The sequence below is a fragment of the Desulfospira joergensenii DSM 10085 genome (assembly GCF_000420085.1).
Lineage (GTDB): Bacteria > Desulfobacterota > Desulfobacteria > Desulfobacterales > Desulfobacteraceae > Desulfospira > Desulfospira joergensenii.
In genome coordinates, this window is the sequence record NZ_ATUG01000003.1 from 418,044 (window position 1) to 436,210 (window position 18,167).

General features: G+C 51.4%; 15 protein-coding genes. 5 read left to right on the forward strand and 10 right to left on the reverse strand.

From position 1 onward, the window contains the following. Nucleotides 1-175: 175 nt before the first annotated feature. On the reverse strand, nt 176-475 hold the full coding sequence (locus F608_RS33470; RefSeq protein ID WP_022668696.1) for an antibiotic biosynthesis monooxygenase family protein: 300 nt from the start codon (nt 473-475) through the stop codon (nt 176-178). Nucleotides 476-873: 398 nt separating this feature from the next. On the opposite strand from F608_RS33470, the gene F608_RS0126105 reads away from it, so the two are divergent. Together F608_RS0126105 and F608_RS0126110 are read left to right on the forward strand one after the other, a co-directional pair. After that, a complete protein-coding gene (locus tag F608_RS0126105; protein ID WP_022668699.1) occupies nt 874-1,731 on the forward strand; it encodes a YitT family protein in 858 nt (285 codons plus the stop codon). Between the two features lie 125 nt (nt 1,732-1,856). Further along, complete coding sequence (locus tag F608_RS0126110; protein WP_022668700.1) at nt 1,857-2,825, forward strand: TAXI family TRAP transporter solute-binding subunit; 969 nt, start codon at nt 1,857-1,859, stop codon at nt 2,823-2,825. Nucleotides 2,826-2,903: 78 nt separating this feature from the next. On the opposite strand, the gene F608_RS0126115 is transcribed toward F608_RS0126110, so the two are convergent. Genes F608_RS0126115 through F608_RS0126145 form a run of 7 tightly spaced genes read right to left on the reverse strand, consistent with a single transcriptional unit; the run spans nt 2,904 to nt 11,524 of the window. Continuing rightward, the gene (locus tag F608_RS0126115) at nt 2,904-3,956 is read right to left on the reverse strand and encodes an ABC transporter permease (protein ID WP_022668701.1); all 1,053 of its coding nucleotides are present in this window, start codon (nt 3,954-3,956) and stop codon (nt 2,904-2,906) included. Continuing rightward, nucleotides 3,953-4,981: an ABC transporter permease subunit gene (locus F608_RS0126120; RefSeq protein WP_022668702.1), complete on the reverse strand. Its 1,029-nt coding sequence runs from the start codon at nt 4,979-4,981 to the stop codon at nt 3,953-3,955. The genes F608_RS0126115 and F608_RS0126120 overlap by 4 nt, the downstream gene beginning before the upstream one ends. Continuing rightward, on the reverse strand, nt 4,978-7,596 hold the full coding sequence (gene alaS / locus F608_RS0126125; protein WP_022668703.1) for an alanine--tRNA ligase: 2,619 nt from the start codon (nt 7,594-7,596) through the stop codon (nt 4,978-4,980). The genes F608_RS0126120 and alaS overlap by 4 nt, the downstream gene beginning before the upstream one ends. A gap of 28 nt (nt 7,597-7,624) precedes the next feature. Further along, nucleotides 7,625-8,653: a recombinase RecA gene (gene recA / locus F608_RS0126130; RefSeq protein WP_022668704.1), complete on the reverse strand. Its 1,029-nt coding sequence runs from the start codon at nt 8,651-8,653 to the stop codon at nt 7,625-7,627. A gap of 24 nt (nt 8,654-8,677) precedes the next feature. After that, nucleotides 8,678-9,157 carry a phosphatidylglycerophosphatase A family protein gene (locus tag F608_RS0126135; RefSeq protein ID WP_022668705.1) on the reverse strand — a complete coding sequence of 160 codons (480 nt, stop codon included), beginning with the start codon at nt 9,155-9,157 and terminating at the stop codon, nt 8,678-8,680. A 7-nt stretch (nt 9,158-9,164) separates the two neighbouring features. Further along, nucleotides 9,165-10,385: a nickel pincer cofactor biosynthesis protein LarC gene (larC, locus tag F608_RS0126140; RefSeq protein ID WP_022668706.1), complete on the reverse strand. Its 1,221-nt coding sequence runs from the start codon at nt 10,383-10,385 to the stop codon at nt 9,165-9,167. Further along, nucleotides 10,382-11,524 (reverse strand): M20/M25/M40 family metallo-hydrolase, encoded by a 1,143-nt coding sequence (locus F608_RS0126145; protein WP_022668707.1) that lies wholly within the window; start codon nt 11,522-11,524, stop codon nt 10,382-10,384. Before F608_RS0126145 ends, larC begins: the two co-directional genes overlap by 4 nt. 547 nt (nt 11,525-12,071) lie before the next feature. On the opposite strand from F608_RS0126145, the gene F608_RS0126150 reads away from it, so the two are divergent. Beyond that, nucleotides 12,072-13,064 carry a YhdH/YhfP family quinone oxidoreductase gene (locus F608_RS0126150; protein WP_022668708.1) on the forward strand — a complete coding sequence of 331 codons (993 nt, stop codon included), beginning with the start codon at nt 12,072-12,074 and terminating at the stop codon, nt 13,062-13,064. A 295-nt stretch (nt 13,065-13,359) separates the two neighbouring features. After that, nucleotides 13,360-13,905 (forward strand): hypothetical protein, encoded by a 546-nt coding sequence (locus tag F608_RS0126155; RefSeq protein ID WP_022668709.1) that lies wholly within the window; start codon nt 13,360-13,362, stop codon nt 13,903-13,905. A gap of 21 nt (nt 13,906-13,926) precedes the next feature. Here F608_RS0126155 and F608_RS0126160 read toward each other — a convergent pair whose 3' ends face one another. Continuing rightward, nucleotides 13,927-14,556 (reverse strand): TetR/AcrR family transcriptional regulator, encoded by a 630-nt coding sequence (locus F608_RS0126160; protein ID WP_022668710.1) that lies wholly within the window; start codon nt 14,554-14,556, stop codon nt 13,927-13,929. A 224-nt stretch (nt 14,557-14,780) separates the two neighbouring features. Here F608_RS0126160 and F608_RS0126165 point away from each other — a divergent pair, with 224 nt between their 5' ends. Continuing rightward, nucleotides 14,781-16,676, forward strand: a complete 1,896-nt coding sequence (locus F608_RS0126165; RefSeq protein ID WP_033399106.1) for a bifunctional acetyl-CoA hydrolase/transferase family protein/GNAT family N-acetyltransferase — start codon at nt 14,781-14,783, stop codon at nt 16,674-16,676. Between the two features lie 40 nt (nt 16,677-16,716). On the opposite strand, the gene rlmD is transcribed toward F608_RS0126165, so the two are convergent. Then, on the reverse strand, nt 16,717-18,111 hold the full coding sequence (gene rlmD / locus F608_RS0126170; protein ID WP_022668712.1) for a 23S rRNA (uracil(1939)-C(5))-methyltransferase RlmD: 1,395 nt from the start codon (nt 18,109-18,111) through the stop codon (nt 16,717-16,719). Nucleotides 18,112-18,167: the final 56 nt, after the last annotated feature.

The following is an 18,167-nucleotide window of genomic DNA, read 5'->3' on the forward strand; positions in this document are numbered from 1 at the left end:
TTTGTACCTGCCCCATCCTGTGAAGATCCCCTTAATTCAGTTTCAGACCCGGAAACAATAAAATACCCCCTGCCGAATGTCAATCCAACTTCCCCTGCAGACCCCAAAGGCATGCAATCCCGGGCAAAGTTTGGAGACAGCCTTTAAAGGATCCGGCCTTGGAATTTCCTGTTTTTTACGGGGCCCCCATACCCATCCGGTAGACCACGGCCTCTGCCGGAGCTTCCAGCATTTCAGCAAAGACCGCCTCCAGTTCCCTGCGGGTACTGCAGTCCTTGAAATTGTCCCAGTCTTTTTTTTCTTCCCACATGGAAAGAACCACAATTTCATTGGGGTTTTCACACCCCCTCAGGGTTTCTGAAGAGATGTATCCCTGTTCATGCATTGCATTGGTCCTGGCCTGGACCAGCATCTGGGAAATTTTTGGAATATCAGGATTTTTGAACTTTCTTTTAATCACGACTTTTACCGGCATAGGGACCTCCTTTTGACTTTGGGTTGAAAAGCAGGGGGCAGTCTGATGGTTCCAGGCAGAGCCGGAAAAGAAACCATGGAATTGCACCAGAGGAATCGGGCCGGAAAATGATTCCCGTTCCAGGGAATCTGTGGGAAGAACTCAAAGGGATTGGATTTGGTTTTCAACTGAGGATGAAATCCGGAAAAAACAATCTCAGGATTCAGCCTGGGCCTGAGTTTGGTCAACTGCTCCCGATTTAAAAATAATTATAGGATAGACTCGGCCCTGAAGTCAAAAAAATTCAAATAAAAAGAATCTTTGACCAAAAACAAAAACTTCCTTAGAATTAACTTGATATCCAAATTTGTTTGGTATATACGTGCTCTTTTTTTAGATAACTTCCTTACAGGATACCCATGAAAATTCAAAATATCACCTATTCCGTTCCTTGGAACCTTTTTCTCATCACCGCCGGAAGCATCATCCTCTCCATCGGCCTTAAATCCATTCTGATTCCCCACGGAATGATCATGGGCGGATTCTCAGGTCTGGGACTTCTCTTGTTCTACTCTTCCAAGGTAATGACCCCGGGGCTGTGGTACCTGGTTCTCAATGTTCCCGTGTTTATCGTCGGGTGGACGTTCATCAGCCGGCGTTTTCTGCTTTACAGCCTTTACGGAACCCTGGTGGTGACCTTGGCCATTGATTTGGTCGGCTTTGAGATTGCCGTAAAAGACCACTGGCTGGCAGCCCTGGCCGGCGGTACCCTTGTGGGGACCGGTGCCGGCATTATTTTCAGGTCCCTGGGATCTGCAGGGGGAAATGACATTATCTCCATTATACTGAACCAGAAATTCGGCATCCGCATCGGAACCTATATTTTCCTGTTCAATTTTGTCCTGTTTTTCTTCAGTTTCAGTTCCCTTGATACGGATATCATCCTCTATTCAATGGCCACTTCTTATATCTCTTCCCAGGTTCTGGAGAGCTGCATGGCCCTGTTCAACCAGAGAAAGATGGTCATCATCATTTCAGAGGCCCCCAGGGAAATCGCCAAGCAGATCATGAAACGTTTAAAAAGGGGAGCCACTTTCTTGAAGGGCCAGGGGGCTTATACAGGAAATGACAAGAACATCCTTTTGACCGTTGTGAATACCTACCAGATCAAACGCATTGAAGAAATTGTCTTTAACATTGACCCCGAGGCCTTTCTCATCACGGAAAACACCTTTAATGTCCTTGGAAAAGGGTTCTCAAAACGGAAAGTGTATTAAGGAGACTATTCCCGGCTTTCTTGACTTTATGGTTTGATTTCATTTAAAGTGAATCCTAGATATCGGCAGATTCGTTCCTTTCACCCGGATTTTGCCGACAATTATTCAAGGCAGGGAGAAAGACAATGGATAATTGCAGGATCTTAAAACCTGTCCGACCTTTATTCATCGCATTCATCATCATCTTTTCCTGTTTCGCTCCGGTATACGGCTTTGATATTCTCATGGGAACCTCCCCTTCGGGCACCCTTTCCCATTTTACCGGCCGGATGGTGGAAAGAATTATCAACAGGGCAGTTCCCGGGATTCAACTCAGGGTTTTGGCCGGGGCCGGAGATATGCACAATCTGACCAACCTCTCCCAGGGTTCCCTGGATATGGCCTTAATCGATTCAAGGATGCTCCATGATGCAGTCAATAAAACCGGAAATTTTGAGTTCCTTGACGTGGATTATTCACACCTGACAATTCTCACGCGCCTCTATGATGTGCCCATTCTTCTTATCGCAGGGAAAGGAACTCGGATTCGATTGCTGGACGATATCCGGGAGAAGCGGGTAAACGCCGGATATCCCCTGTCCCCTGCCAGTCTTGCCTTTGAAACCATTCTGAAGGCCAAGCACTGGAACAGAAGCGATTTCAGCCTGGTCTATGAAATCTCAGATTCCCATTCCCAGGACACCATGGCCTTCTGTCACGGGAACATCGATGCCATGCTCCACATCGGAGCTCATCCCGATCCTTCCCTGGAGCAGCTTTTCAGGCTGTGCAATGCATCTGCCGTGGACATGGACGATAAGTATATTCATGGGCTTGTCCGGGATCATCCCGCCTTTTTCAGGCTCACCATTCCGGCCGGGATCTACCCGGGTCAGGACAAAGAGGTATACACTTTTGGCACTCAGACCCTGTTGGTGGCCTCCCCGGACCTGGATGCCCAGACCGTAACCGCCATTCTGGAAACCCTGTATAGATATCGCCGGCGCCTTTCAGCCAGCCATCCGGCACTATATCTTAAAAAGACAGGTCGAAAAGAGATCACAGACCTCGGTTTGAAGCTGCATCCAGGAGCCCTGGATTTTTTTACCGACTGATTTCCTAGGCCTTCCGATCCCTATGAATTTTTTTGAAAGGTGAAGATCAAGCCAGAAGAGAATGATTTGAGGCAGGCTTTATTCGTAAATGGTGTGCAGCTTGGGATCAAAGGCCTCCCGGATGCCCTCCCCGGTAAAGGTGACCGTTACCAGGGTGAGAATCAAGGCCCCCACCACGGATGCGGATATCCACCAGGCCTCCATGTTCTGCCATCCCTGGGAGAGCAGTTCCCCCCAGGACGGGGTGGGGGCCGGCAGGCCGAATCCCAGGTAGTCCAGGGAGGTCAGGGAGACGATTCCCCCGGATATGGCAAAGGGAGCATAGGTCACGATCACGGAAATGGTGTTGGGAATGATGTGGCGGAAGATGATCCTGAAATGGGAGGCCCCCAGGGAGCGGACGGCCAGAATATACTCCCTTTCCTTTTCCTTGTAGGTCACCGTGCGCATGACCCAGGTAATGCCGATCCAGCCGAAAAAGGCCATGATCAGAAGAAGGATCATGAAGCTGGGCACCAGGATGGAGGATACAATGATGATTACGTATAAGAAGGGAATATTGGACCAGATTTCGATGATTCTCTGGAAGAACAGATCGAATTTCCCCCCGAAATAGCCCATGGAACATCCAATGGTAATGCCCACGGTATAGTTGAGCAGGAGCAGAACAAAGGAAAAAAGAATGGCGGTGCGGAACCCATAGACCAGCCGGGCCAGGATATCCCGGCCCACATTGTCCGTGCCCAGGAAATGCTTGTCGGAAAAAGAGGGGGGAAAGGGAGGATAGGCATTGAGCCTCAGGTCGTTTTCATAGGGGTTGTACGGCACGGGCGGCAGAATGAGAAAATTTCCTCTCTGTTCCTGTTTGAACTTTTTCCCCAGTTCCCTGTAATCGGTTTCATACTCGTAATCCAGACCGAATTCAGAACCCGGAATCATGTTGGAATAGGTGGGAAAATAGAATTTTCCCTCATACCGGACCAGCACAGCCCTGGAGTTGATAAACACCTCGGCGAAAAAAGAAAGGAGGATCATGGTCAAAATGATTACAAAGGACCAGAAACTCCGGCCGATGGATCTGAACCGCTTCATCTTCTGAAGGGTAATGGGGCTGAAAATTTTTCCTTTCATTTAAACCTCACCCTGGGGTCGACCAGAGCCACGCACACGTCCGAGAGGATGTTCCCGATCATAAAGAGCAGAGAAGAGATCACCAGGATTCCCATGACCACGGGATAGTCCCGGTCAATGACCGACTCGTATCCCAAAAGCCCCATGCCGTCGATGTTGAATACCTTTTCAATGAGAAAGGATCCCATGAGGATGATGGAGATATTGTTGCCGAAACTGGTGGCAATGGGAATGAGACTGTTTCGCATGGCATGACGGAACACGGCCTTTTGAAAGGGAAGGCCTTTGGCAATGGCGGTCCTGACATAATCAGAGGCCAGGTTGTCCATGAGGGTGTTTTTCATGAGCAGGGTCATGACCGTGAAGGAGCCCACCACGTAGGCGAAAAGGGGCAGAACCGTATGCCGGCCGATATCCCAGATCTTTTCAGCCATGTTCATATCATCAAAAAAATCCGAGGTAAGGCCTCCCAGGGGAAATAGATCGATCTTGGATGAAAACAGGACCAGCATGAGAACTCCGGCCACCCAGCCCGGAATGGCGTAGCCGGTGAAGATCACGGCAGAAGAGAGATTATCAAATCCGGATTTATGTTTGATCGCCTTGACCACCCCCAGGGGGATGCAGATTCCGTAGACCAGGGCAAGGCTCAGGGTCCCGAAGTAGAGGGAAATGGGGATCCTCTCTTTGATCATGGACCAGACCGGGTCCTGGTACCGGGTGGAGCGGCCCAGGTCCCCCTTGAGCACCCTGCCCAGCCAGATGAGGTAGGACTGGAGCACGGGTTTGTCAAACCCGTAGTACTCCTTGAGTTTGTCGATCTGCTCCTGGGACAGGGGCTGACCCGCTCCTGCCCCGGGCCGCACAGAGGAGCTTCCCTGGCCCATTTGAAGAGCCCGGGCCTGGGCAATGATTCTTTCAATGGGGCCTCCGGGCACAAAGCGGGTAATGGTAAACACCATGATGGTAATCCCGATAAAGGTCGGGATTACCAGTAAAAGCCTTCTAATGAAGTATGCGGTCATACCATTTCAAAAACCGATTCAAGTGCCTGGTCTAAATTTTCAGGCTTTGTGCCGCCTGCCTGGGCCATGTCCGGCCGCCCGCCGCCCCCGCCGCCCACGATTCCGGCGGCTTTTTTGACAATATTCCCGGCCTTGTAGGTCGAGGTCAGATCTTCGGTGACCATGGCAATGAGCAATGCCTTTCCACCGGACTCTGCCCCCAGCAGCAGGACACCCGATCCCAGACGGGTCTTGAACTTGTCTGCCAGATCCCGGAGCTGGGAGGGATTTTCGATTTCCACCCGCTTGGCCAGAACTTTAATCCCGTTGATTTCCCGGGTATTTTCCTGGATATCCTCCACAGACTTGGAAGCCAGCCTGGCCTTGATGGAGGCCAATTGTTTTTCCAGATCCTTTTTTTCAAAGATCAGGGTTTCCACCTTGTCCACGATTTCGTCCCGGGCCCCTTTGAGCAGTCCGGCCGTGGATTCGATGAGTTTCTGATCGGCATGGACCGTGTCCAGGGCAGCCTGTCCGGTGACCGCTTCAATCCGGCGGACACCCGAGGCTATCCCCCCCTCGGACAGGATCCGGAACAGCCCGATATCTCCGGAAGCCCGGGTATGGGTCCCGCCGCAGAGTTCCCGGCTGTAATCGCCCTGGGAGACCACCCGGACCACGTCCCCGTATTTTTCTTCAAACAGGGCGGTGGCTCCGGCCTTGACCGCCGCGTCCATGCCCATCTCTTCCGTCCGGATCCCATGGTTTTCCCGGATTCGCAAATTTACCAGGGTTTCAATGGCTGCCAGTTCTTCGGATGTCACGGCACTGAAATGGGTAAAGTCGAATCTGAACCGGTCCGGCGTCACCAGGGACCCGGCCTGTTTCACATGGTCCCCGAGAACCTTTCTTAGGGCGGAATGGAGAATATGGGTGGCTGAATGGTTGATGGCCGTTGCCTGTCTGCGGGATTGATCCACCTTGAGACTGAATCTGTCTCCTTTTCTGCATTGCCCTGAAACCACCCTGCCCTTGTGAATCACCAGGCCGGAGGGGTCTGAAATTGTATCAAATATTTCAATGGTGCAGCCTGAATTCTCAAACTTGCCCCGGTCTCCGACCTGGCCCCCGGATTCTGCGTAGAACACCGTCTCAGGGGTAACCACTTCCACCTCATCCCCCTTTGCTGCCAGATCTGCCTCTTTATCCCCCTTGACCACAATGAGCAGTTCGGATTCGGTTTCCAGGCTCTCATATCCCTTGAATACGGTTTTTACGCCTGCCGAGGTCAGGGGTTTATAGGCATCCCCCACACCGGCAAATTTTTTCTTGGATTTGGATCTGGCCTTTTGCCGGGCCATGGCAGCATCAAACCCGTCAAGATCGAGATCAATGTCCATTTCCTTGACATGGTCCACGATGATATCCACGGGAAAGCCGAAGGTGTCGTAGAGCTTGAAGATCACATCCCCGGGAAGGATCTTTTCCTTTCCGGCCCGAAGATCTTCAAGGGTGCCTTCCAGCAGCTTCATGCCAGTGCCCAGGGTTTCCAGGAACTTCTCCTCTTCATTCTTCACCACGTTGAGGATAAAGGCGGCGGAATCTTTAAGTTCGGGATAGGCCTCATCCATAATGGAGAAAACGACCTGAACCGTTTCATGGAGAAAGGGCCGGGTCAGGCCGATACTGCGTCCGTACCGGATGGCCCGGCGCATGATCCGGCGGAGCACATACCCCCTTCCCTCGTTGGAGGGCAGGACCCCGTCACAGATAAGAAAGGCGCTGGCCCGGGAATGATCGGCAATGACCTTCATGGCCACTTCCACTTCCTTGGATTCGTTGCGCTCTTTTCCGGCCAGTTCCCCGACCTTTTCCATGATGGGGATGAAGAGATCCGTATCAAAATTGGTGGGCACATCCTGGAGAACCGAGATGATTCTCTCCAGCCCCAGACCCGTATCGATACTGGGTTTGGGAAGGGGGGTCATCTTGCCCTGCTCGTCCCGTTCAAACTGCATGAAGACCAGGTTCCACAGCTCCAGCCACCGGTCGCAGTCGCATCCTACGGCGCAGTCCTTGTTGTCGCATCCGAATTCTTTGCCCCGGTCAATGTGGATTTCGCTGCAGGGACCGCAGGGGCCGGTATCCCCCATGGCCCAGAAGTTGTCCTCCTCTCCCAGGCGGACAATTCGCTCTTCGGGAACGCCCACCTGATCCCTCCAGATCGCATAGGCCTCGTCATCCTCATGAAAGACAGATACGTAGAGTTTCTCAGGATCAAACCCATACCCGTTGGTTAAAAGGTCCCATCCGTATTCAATGGCCTTGTCCTTGAAGTAGTGACCAAATGAAAAATTCCCCAGCATTTCAAAAAAAGTATGGTGGCGTGCCGTGTATCCGACATTTTCAAGATCATTGTGCTTTCCCCCGGCCCGGACGCATTTCTGGGCAGTCACGGCCATGGAATAGTCCCGTTTCTCGTCGCCGGTGAACACCCGTTTGAACTGGACCATTCCGGCATTGACGAACAAAAGCGTAGGGTCGTCCTGGGGAACCAGGGAAGAGGATCTGACATGCTGGTGATCCTGTTTCTTAAAATACTCCAGAAAAATTTTCCTGGCTTCGTTTCCTGTCATATTGCGCTCTCCTCACTCACAAAGGGAATTATTCAGCTGTCTTCGGGGGATTTTCTTTGGAACCTGGAATGCCCAGTTCCTGCCTGACCCTGGTTTCAATTTTTTCAAAGATATCGGGATTGTCCGTTAAAAATACCTTGACGTTTTCCCTGCCCTGGCCGATTCTTTCCCCTTCGTAGGAATACCAGGATCCGCTCTTGTCTACGATGTTGAGTTCCACACCCATGTCCAGAAGATCACCGGTCCGGGAGATTCCCTCCCCGTACATGAGATCAAACTCCACACTTTTAAAGGGGGGGGCCAGCTTGTTCTTCACCACCTTGACCTTGGTTCTATTCCCCATGATATCCTGGCCCTCTTTAATGGCGGCGGCTTTCCGGATCTCCAGACGCATGGAAGCGTAAAACTTCAGGGCGTTGCCCCCGGTGGTGGTCTCGGGATTCCCGTAAACCACTCCGATCTTCATTCGGATCTGGTTGATAAAGATGATGGTGGTATGGGTCTTTCCTATGGTTCCGGCCAGTTTTCTCAGGGCCTGGGACATGAGCCTGGCCTGGAGACCCATGTGGGAATCGCCCATTTCCCCTTCGATCTCGGACCGGGGCACCAGGGCGGCCACGGAGTCCACAACCATGATGTCAATGCCCCCGCTTCTGACCAGCATGTCTGCGATTTCAAGGGCCTGCTCTCCGGTATCGGGCTGGGAGACCAGAAGTTCGTCGCAGTCCACGCCGAGTCGTTTGGCATAGGACACATCCAGGGCGTGTTCCGCATCGATGAATGCGGCAATGCCTCCGTCCTTCTGGGCCTGGGCCACGGCATGGAGGGCCAGGGTGGTCTTTCCTGAAGACTCGGGACCGTAAATTTCAATCACCCGTCCCCGGGGATATCCGCCCACACCCAGGGCCTTGTCCAGGGCAAGGGAACCGGAACGGATCACGGGAACCGCTTCAATTTCCCGGCCCCCCAGTTTCATGACCGAGCCTTTGCCGAACTGTCTCTCAATCTGGCTCATTGCGGTTTGAACCGCTTTTTGTTTTTCCATATTTTTTTCCACTCCCAATTCTCCTAAACCAATGGGTTATAACAACCCGGTTAAATTCAATATTTTCAATACAACTGCGGCCATCACACCTGCCATGATATCATCCAGAACCACACCGGCTCCGCCTGAATATTTTTTTTCAAAGTACCGGACCGGCCAGGGTTTGAGTATGTCAAAGCACCGGAAAGCCAAAAACCCTGCCCCGATTGAAACCGGTCCGGGAACCACCAGGGACAGGGTTACGCAATACCCGGCCATTTCATCTATGACAATGGCGCCCGGATCCTTTTGGCCCATGAGGATCTCTGCCCGGTTGGCAATGGAGATCGCAGCCAGGACAAGGCAGATCAGGAAAAACCCGGTATGCAACGGGTTCAGCAGAGCCATGATCCAGACCAGGGGCAGTGCTGCCAGGGTACCGAAGGTGCCCGGCGCTACCGGAGCCCGGCCCAGGCCGAACCCGGTGGCGGTAAATAGTATCAGCTTATCCAAAAGATCCTTGTTCATCCTGTCCATTTGATATCTATCTTTTAGGCCCTTCAGTGTCAAGAAAATTAGCCTCTGCCATGACCCTGGCATAGACATCTTTCAAGGGAAGATTCTTTTCCATGGCAATGGCCTTTAAGACCTCGTACTCCGGAACCAGGGTATGGGAATGATCCGGGGCATAGACTTTTTTTACCTGGATCCGGCCGAAACTTGTTTTTGCATATACAAGCTCTCTTTTTAATACCTTGCGCTGGCAGGGGAAATACCGGAGGCCGATGGAACTGGTCTGGGCAAGGACAAGGTCACTTAAACGGTGGAGATCTTCTGGTTTGGTTAGAACCTCTATCCGGGTTCCGGGTCTGTTTTTTTTCATCTGTACCGGGGTGTAGGATACGTCCAGGGCCCCCTGTTCCAGAAGAAGCTCCATTACAAATCCCAGGATTTCAGGACTGGTGTCATCCAAATGGGTATGAATCACAAATACCGGGTCCTCCGGTTCAGGCAGATCCCTATATCTTTCGTTATCTTCCCGGCTTTTTTCTACAGGCTTTCCCATAACCATGCGCAGAAGATTGGGCAGGCCGGAACCGGTATCCCTTTTTCCGGCACCATACCCCACCCCCTGGATCTCCATCTCCGGTATGGGGCCGAACTCCTGGGCCAGGGTAACGGCAATGGCGGCACCGGTGGGGGTGACGATCTCGGTTTTCGCATCCGAACCCGTAACAGGGACTCCTTTGAGTATGGCTGCCACGGCCGGCACGGGAACCGGAATCCGTCCGTGGGCGCACTTGATAAAGCCTGAGCCTAGGGGGATTTTGGATGCCACAACCCGGGTGATCCCGAGCTTTTCCACACATAAGAAACTGCCGATAATGTCCACCATGGAATCAATGCCGCCGATTTCATGGAAGTGGATATGGTCCATATCATGCCCGTGGATGGCTGATTCTGCCCGGGCGATTCTTTCAAAAGCTTCCAGGCTCTTCTCTTTAACAAACTCTGAAAGATCAGACTCAATGATAATTTTTTTAATATCCGTGTACTGACGGGAGGTCTGATCATCCCTGACCTCAACAAAGAGATCCACGGCCTTGAGGTGATGTCTGTAAACCGTCTCGGTCTTCAGTCCGAATCCTGCAAAAAGGGATGTAAGGTGCTCCTCGATCCAGGCTGCCTCCACCCCGAGATCCACAAAAGCACCAAGGGTCATGTCCCCGCTGATACCGGAAAAAATATCCAGGTAGAGGATCATCCGAGACTCACCCCTGATGCATGGAGCTTTATGATTTCAAGGATCAGGTTGGCTGAATTCACCATATCCTCCAGACGGATGGATTCCTGAAGGGTATGAACGTCGGTCATGCCAGTCCCCAGAACCCCGGCCACGATGCCTTTGCCGAAAAAGATATTGGCGTCTGCCCCGCCCCCGGTGGTCTTGGATTCAAGATCCCGGCCCAGGTTGGCCGATGCTTTTCTGGCCAGTTTGACGGCTATATGATCCTCGGGAATATCCGTATTGGGGAAATCATTTTCCACCCGGACCTCCACCCTGGGAAACTCATCATCTCCCCGAAGCTCTCTGGCTGCGTCCTCGAATCCGTTTACGATGTCCCGGGTCACTCTCTCCAGCATGGATGGGCTATGGGACCTGGCTTCCCCGTGGATTTCCACCTGTTCCGGAACAATATTGGTGGCCATGCCCCCGCAGATGGTTCCCAGGTTGCAGGTGGTCTCAGGGTCGATTCGTCCCAGGGTCATTCCGGCGATGGCCCGTGAAGCGGCAAAGATGGCACTCACCCCTTTTTCCGGAGAAGCGCCGGCATGGGCGGCCCGGCCGTACACTGTGGCTGAAATCTTATTGGCGGCAGGGGCCTTGGTCACGATCCCCTCGGTATCGGTTGAATCAAGGATATAGCCGAATTTTGAATCCATGAGAGAGTGGTCAAAGTGCTTGGCCCCCATGAGGCCGATTTCTTCGCACACGGTAAAGATGATCTCCAGGGGGGGACTGGGAAGATCATTTTCTTTGATCACCTCCAGCACCTCCAGGATGATGGCCAGGGCGGACTTGTCGTCCGCTCCCAGGATGGTGGTTCCGTCGCTGCGGAATACCCCTTCCTCAAACACCACCTTTACCCCGTTCCCCGGTTCAACCGTATCCATATGGCCGGACAGAAACATGGGAGGAACTTTTCGGTTGCCCTTGAATTTGGCCACCAGATTGGAGCAGTCCCCCCCTACTTTCTCCCCGGCATCATCAAAACAGATTGATGCGCCCAGAGATTTTAAAATCTGCTCGAGTTCCCGGGCGATCCCGGCCTCATGTCTGGAAATGGAATCGATCTGGGCCAGTTTGGTAAAGGTCTGGCCGAGTCTTTTTGAATTGATCATTTTTGTATCCTTAAGTCATTATTTTTAAAGCCCATCTTTTCCAGCAGAAGATCCTGGGCAGTCGGTTTCTGTTCTGATCCCGGTCCGGCATTGTCTCTGCCTTTTTGCGGAACCCTGGAATAAATGAATTTTTATACTAGAATTTTTCGGTTTTGAATAGTCTTTCACGACGGGATTAAAGGATTTCCTCAACTTTCGCTGTCCACCTCAAAAAATTAAACCCGGGAACCCAGGTTCCGGGTCCCGGACAGGACAAAGCACAGAAAAGGCTCATGGCGCCTGGGGATTGTCTCCACAGATCACGGACAAAAACTTTTGACCGGCATCTGAAAAAAGTCGTGTCCAATCTTATCAAGGGCCGTTTATTTCAAAAATCAATTTATCGTAATAGAGTTAAAACCATTGGCTATCCAATGCAATTCTGTTAAATTAATAGAGGGTTGGCAGTCCGGGCGGTCGAACAACGGCAGGAAAAGGCCGTCGGCCACGATCCGTTTTACAGAGTCTGAAAAAAATCGTGAACCTTTTCACTCAAAGGGACGGCAGAATGGAAAATCTTTCTTACAAGGCCTATATCGTAGAGGAAACTGGAAAAAAAGAATTTAAAGGCCAGGTCAGACAAACCCCCCTGGAAAATCTTCCCCAGGGCGATCTTTTAATCCGGGTCCATTATTCATCCCTGAACTATAAGGATGCCCTTTCTGCAACCGGGAACCCCGGAGTGACCCGCAAATTTCCCCATACACCCGGGATAGATGCGGCCGGAGTTGTCGAAGAGAGCCGGGACCCCAGGTTTCCAAAGGGAGAAGCCGTCATCGTCACCAGTTACGATCTGGGAATGAATACCTGGGGCGGATTCGGCCAGTACATCCGCGTCCCGGCAGACTGGGCTGTTAAACTGCCCCAGGGCCTGACCATGAAGGAGAGCATGATTTTCGGAACCGCCGGATTCACGGCCGGTATGTCGGTTCATAAACTGATCCGGACCGTAGGGCCCGACCAGGGGGATATCCTGGTCACCGGCGCCACGGGCGGGGTGGGAAGCCTCAGTGTGGGGATTCTCTCCCATCTGGGATACAAGGTCACGGCTCTGTCGGGAAAGACCGACACCACTCTTTTGGATTCCCTGGGCGCCCGGGCGGTCATCTCCAGGGAGTCCTTGCTTGAAAACAGCAAGCCGCCTATCTTAAAGGCCTCCTGGGCCGGTGCCATTGATACGGTTGGAGGAGAAATCCTGGCAACGGCCATCAAGGCCACGGGTCAGGACGGTGTGGTCACCTGCTGCGGCAACGTGGCATCCCCGGACCTGCCCATAAACGTGTTTCCTTTTATACTGAGGGGGGTTTCTCTTCTGGGAATCGATTCCCAGCATTGTCCCATGAATTTGAGGCAAACGGTCTGGGAAAGGCTTGCCAGTGACTGGAAATTCCCCATGCTCGAAAAGATCTACGACGAAATCGATTTAAATGACCTGGACAATAAAATAGGCCTTATCCTGAACGGGAAGCTAACCGGAAGGACCCTTGTCAACCTAAGATAATTGGATGCGAAAAAATTTTGACTTTATCAGGGTAGATGTGCTATTTTTTCCTCGGTTTCACAAGGGTCAGTAAACGAATCCAAAAAATACAGAACAGACACGAGTCTTGCATTCATAAATTGAATATTTCATGCTCAATTATATGATTCCCGTGCTTGACTTGGGCCTGGAAAAAATATTAATATGGATTAATACAATAAATCGAATTCAATCTATTAACCCCATTAATTCATTCGCGGGGCCGTGCCCACGCGAAAGAGATATATACGGCTAACCCCTGACAGGAGGCAGTATTATGAGTGATTTTTTAAGAAATCTGAGAAGCTCCCACAAAAAGGAATCCGCCCACCCCAGAAAATCCATGGACGGCAACTATTATCCCCAGAATGACCGGAGGATCGTCAAAGATCGTAGAGCCGGATTTACAGGAAACTCAGAGGGCCTGTCCGAAAAAATCAACGAAATCCTGCCTGAAATCATCGAACATATCGCCAATCTCACCGAACAGGTTGAAAAACAGACTGCCTCAAACGAGAAGCTTGCAGAGGCAAATATTCGTCAGGCCGATGCCGTGGCCGGTTTCTTTGAATCACTCAATAATTTTCTTTCCAGTGATCTCACTGTTGGAGCTTCTTCTGCAGCCCCGCGGCCCATGGCGACCACCTCCTATGCCTCCGGAACCCACTATACCAAAGATGATGTGCTGGCGATGATCCGGAATATGCGAACCCAGGGGGCCACCTTTGCCATCATTGCCGATTATCTAAAGGAAAAGGGCATTCCCACTTTCTCCGGAAGGGGAGACTGGCATGCCCAGACCATACACCGGCTCTGTAAGTAGGTTTTTGGGCCGGGGATGTTTTTACTTGGCTTTGAATCCCTGGAGCATGATCCTGAATGCCGTTGTCAGGGTGGATTTTACAAAATCCTTCTGATCATTTAAAAGACGTTTGGAGTCCACCCAGAGAACCACCCCCGAATAGGTCGCCCAGATGACATCGGCCAGGGCCACAGGATGTTCCTCAATAAAAATACCCGACTCAATCCCCTCTTTTACCACGGCGATTATGGCGCCATGGGCCTCTGTGGAATATTTTTTAAGCTGCTGCATCACTCCGTCGGAAAGATTGTGAAGGGTCTCACCGGATTGAAGGTGGAACAGGTTGATTAAAATCTGGGGATCCTGTTCATAGATCTCAATGAAAATATCCCTGAACCGTTCAATTTTGTCGTCAACGGAAATGCTCTCCTCCACGACCCGGTTAATCTGGGAGGAGATAAAGGCAAGTATGTTTATGGACAGGGAAGTATGGAGTTCTTCCTTGTTCTTGAAATAAAGATAGAGGGTGCCGGGACTCAGTTCTGCCTGGGAGGCGATTTCCTCCATGGTGGTGGAGTTAAACCCCTTGGCGGAAAAAACTTTGCGTGCGGCATGGAGGATTTCCTGCCGTCTCAGTTCTTTTTCCCGTTGCTTGCGTTCATATATGCCCATTCTTTCCTCTTTATTTTTTGAATATGATTCATAAAATTACTGACACCCTGCAGAAATACAAAATTCTATAAAAAACCGCAAGGCTAAACTTTAAAACCGGATCAGGTTTTCAACATGCCTGTTTTGATTATAGAAAGGGATCTCAGTTTTAGAGGTGGCCTTTAATCGGTTTTTTTACTATTATACCTTTAACAATTTAGAATTTTAAGGGAGTGCTATATATGATTACCAAACCTTCTTACTGGGCAGATTCTTTTGTGGAAAAACTCACCGATGCACAGGGGGCATTACAGCATATCCGCCCCGGCCAAAGGGTGTTTATCGGATCTTCCTGCGGTGAACCCCAGCATCTTGTCAATGAGCTGTCCCGGATCTCCAACCGGTTTACCGATCTTGAAATTGTCAGGCTTCTGAGCATTGAAAGCGGTCCTCTGACCCGGATCGCCAACAAGTCCCATTCCCAGCAGATGAATATCCGGTCCTTTTACCTGGGATCTGCCTCACCCAAAAAGATCTCCAGGATCCAGCGTTTCATTACCCCGATCAACCTGTCCCAGATTCCCCAGCTCTTTAAAACCGGGCTCATGCCCCTGCATGCAGCCCTGATCCAGGTCTCCCCGCCGGATGATTTCGGCTGGATGAGCCTGGGGGTTTCCGTGGATATCAACATGGCGGCCTGTGAGTCCGCTGGAATGGTCATCTGTCAGGTCAATCCCTCCATGCCCAGGGTGTTGGGGAGAAGCTTCATCCATGTGAACGATGTGGACTATATTGTGGAGCATGAAGAAGACCTGCTCACCATCCAGCCCCTTCCCGAGACCGAGGAGGCCAATACCATCGGCAAGCATATCTCCAGGCTCATCGATGACGGTTCCACTGTCCAGACCAGCCTGGGGGTGACCAACGAGGCCACCATGCTATGCCTGGCCGATAAAAACGACATCGGCATCCATTCCCAGTTTCTCTCGGATACCATGATGCGGCTTTTTTCCATGGGGGTTGTCACCAACAAGAAAAAGGGATTTAACGAGGGCAAGCTGGTTGCCGGAAGCGCCGTGGGTTCAGATCTTCTCTATGAGTTTATCGACGATAACCCCTCCATTGAATTTCATCCCTCAGACTATATCAACAATCCGGCCATCATTGCCCGTCACAACTCCATGGTATCCCTGAATACGGCCATTGCCATTGACCTCACCGGCCAGGTGGCGGCCGATGCCCTTCCCTTCAACAACTACACCGGCATCAACGGTCTCCTCGATTTTACCCGGGGGGCGGCCATGTCAAAGAATGGAAAATCCATACTCATGATGACCGCCACCTCGGACCATGGAAAGAGGAGCCGGATTATTCCAAAACTTTCGGATTTTGCCGTGGTTGTGCCCAGGGGGGATGTCCAGTTTGTGGCCACAGAGTTCGGGGTGGTCAACCTGTTCGGGAAAACCCTCCAGGAAAGGGCCATGGCCCTGATCAGTATTGCCCATCCCGATTACAGGGACGAGCTTTTTTCCAAGGCCAAGGAGCAGGACCTCATTGACTCCGGCCGGAAATTCAAACAGGCCATTAAGGGAGTCTATCCCCTCAAGTACGAGGAGATCATTACCATCAAGGATATCCCCATCACCTTCAGACCGGCAAAACCCGTGGATGAACGGGGCATCCAGGAACATTACTACTCCATGAACCGGGGGGATATTATCTCCCGGTTCTTCCATGAAAAGAAAAGCTTTGTTCACGATCAGATCGAGACCACATTTGAGATCGACTATGTCAATGACCTGACCATCGTGGCCACCATCGGGGAGCTGGGATTTGAAAAGATCATCGCCGTGGGTGAATATTTCCGGAACACCATTATCAACATGGCGGAAATCGCCTTTTCCGTTTCAAGGGAGTACCAGGGAATGGGCATTGCCAACGTTCTCCTTGACAAGCTGGCCAAGGCGGCCAAAGACAATGAAATCAAGGGACTCATCGCCTATACCTCCCCCCAGAACAAGGGGATGATCCGGTTGTTCAACAAACTTCCCTATGTGGTTAAACAGGAAAAAGACGATGACATGATCATCCTCAATTGTCTTTTCTCCGAACCCAAGATGCCGGCGGAGGAATCCGCCTGATTCTTTGAGGCGGCAGGAAACCCAACCCTTTCCGGCCGCCTCAGAAATGCTTTCTTTTCAGCCGGGCCACCGACTCGATATGATAGGTATGGGGAAACATGTCAACGGGCTGGACCTCCTCGATTTCGTACACCGGGGCCAGCATTTCAAGGTCCCGGGCCAGGGTGGCGGGATTACAGGATACGTAAACGATTCTTTCCGGATGAATTCCGAGGACCTGGGCCACCACGTCCTTGTGCATGCCCACCCGGGGCGGATCAATGATCATGACATCCGGGGTCCGGCCAAGAGACGGAAGAACGTTTTTGATATCCCCTTCCAGGAATTCACAGTTCAGGATCCCGTTTAATTCGGCGTTCTTCCTGGCGTCAATGACTGCGCTGGCTACGATTTCAATACCGATTACCTTTTTCGCCCGGCCGGACAGCCAGATGGGAATGGTGCCGGTGCCGGAATAGAGGTCCAGAACCAGTTCGTCTCCTTTGAGATCGGCATACTCCTCCACCTTGGCGTAAAGATTCTCACAGGCCCGGGTATTGGTCTGGAAAAAGGAGTTGGCCGAAATCCTGAACTCATGGCCTTTCAGCTTTTCCCGGATATGGTCCCGGCCGTGGATGAGTATTTCTTCCTGTCCCGTGGACACCCCGGATTTTGTATCAATGATATTGTTGACAATGGATTCGATTTCCGAAAATTTTTCAGAGAGGTGCTCTCCCAGGGCTTTGAGAATCCCAGGATTTTTCTCCCGGGTCACGATATTGACCATCCAGCGGTCAAAGGCCACGGAATGGCGGAGCATGACAAAACGCCAGAAACCCTCATGGGATCTTAAATGATAGGCCGGCAGCCCGGAGGCCTTTACAAATTCACGGACAGCGGCCAGGATTTCATTTCCCTTTTCCGGCATGATGCTGCAGTTCTCAATATCGATAACCTTATCAAAGGTGCCGGGCACGTGAAGGCCGATACCCAGGTCTTTTTTAATACTCTCATCCTCGAGTTCGTCGGGCATGAGCCATCGCTTCTGGGAACAGGAGAACTCCATCTTATTCCGGTATCCGAAAATCGGATCCGAGGGGATTACGTCCAAAACCCTTACCTGTTTCAGCTTCCCGATATGGGCCAGAGATTCTTCCACATGGCGTTTTTTATAGGCCAGCTGCTGATCGTAATCCAGCTCCTGCCACCGGCATCCTCCGCAGAAATTGCAATAGGCGCACCTGGCATCTCCCCTGAGGCGGGAGGGTTCCAGGATTTTAATCAGCTTGGCCTCTGCCCAGGATTTCTTTTTTTTAACCACCTTGACAAAGACCTTGTCCCCAGGCAGGGTCCGGTCCACAAATACCGGAAATCCTTCGGGTTTGGCCAGCCCCTTGCCCCCAAAGGCCAGATCGATGATGTCAAGCTCGTAGGTCTTTCTTTTTTTTATTGTCATTCTATAGTATTCTTCCAGGGTTATTCTGAATCGGTAATCGATTTAAATATTAATTG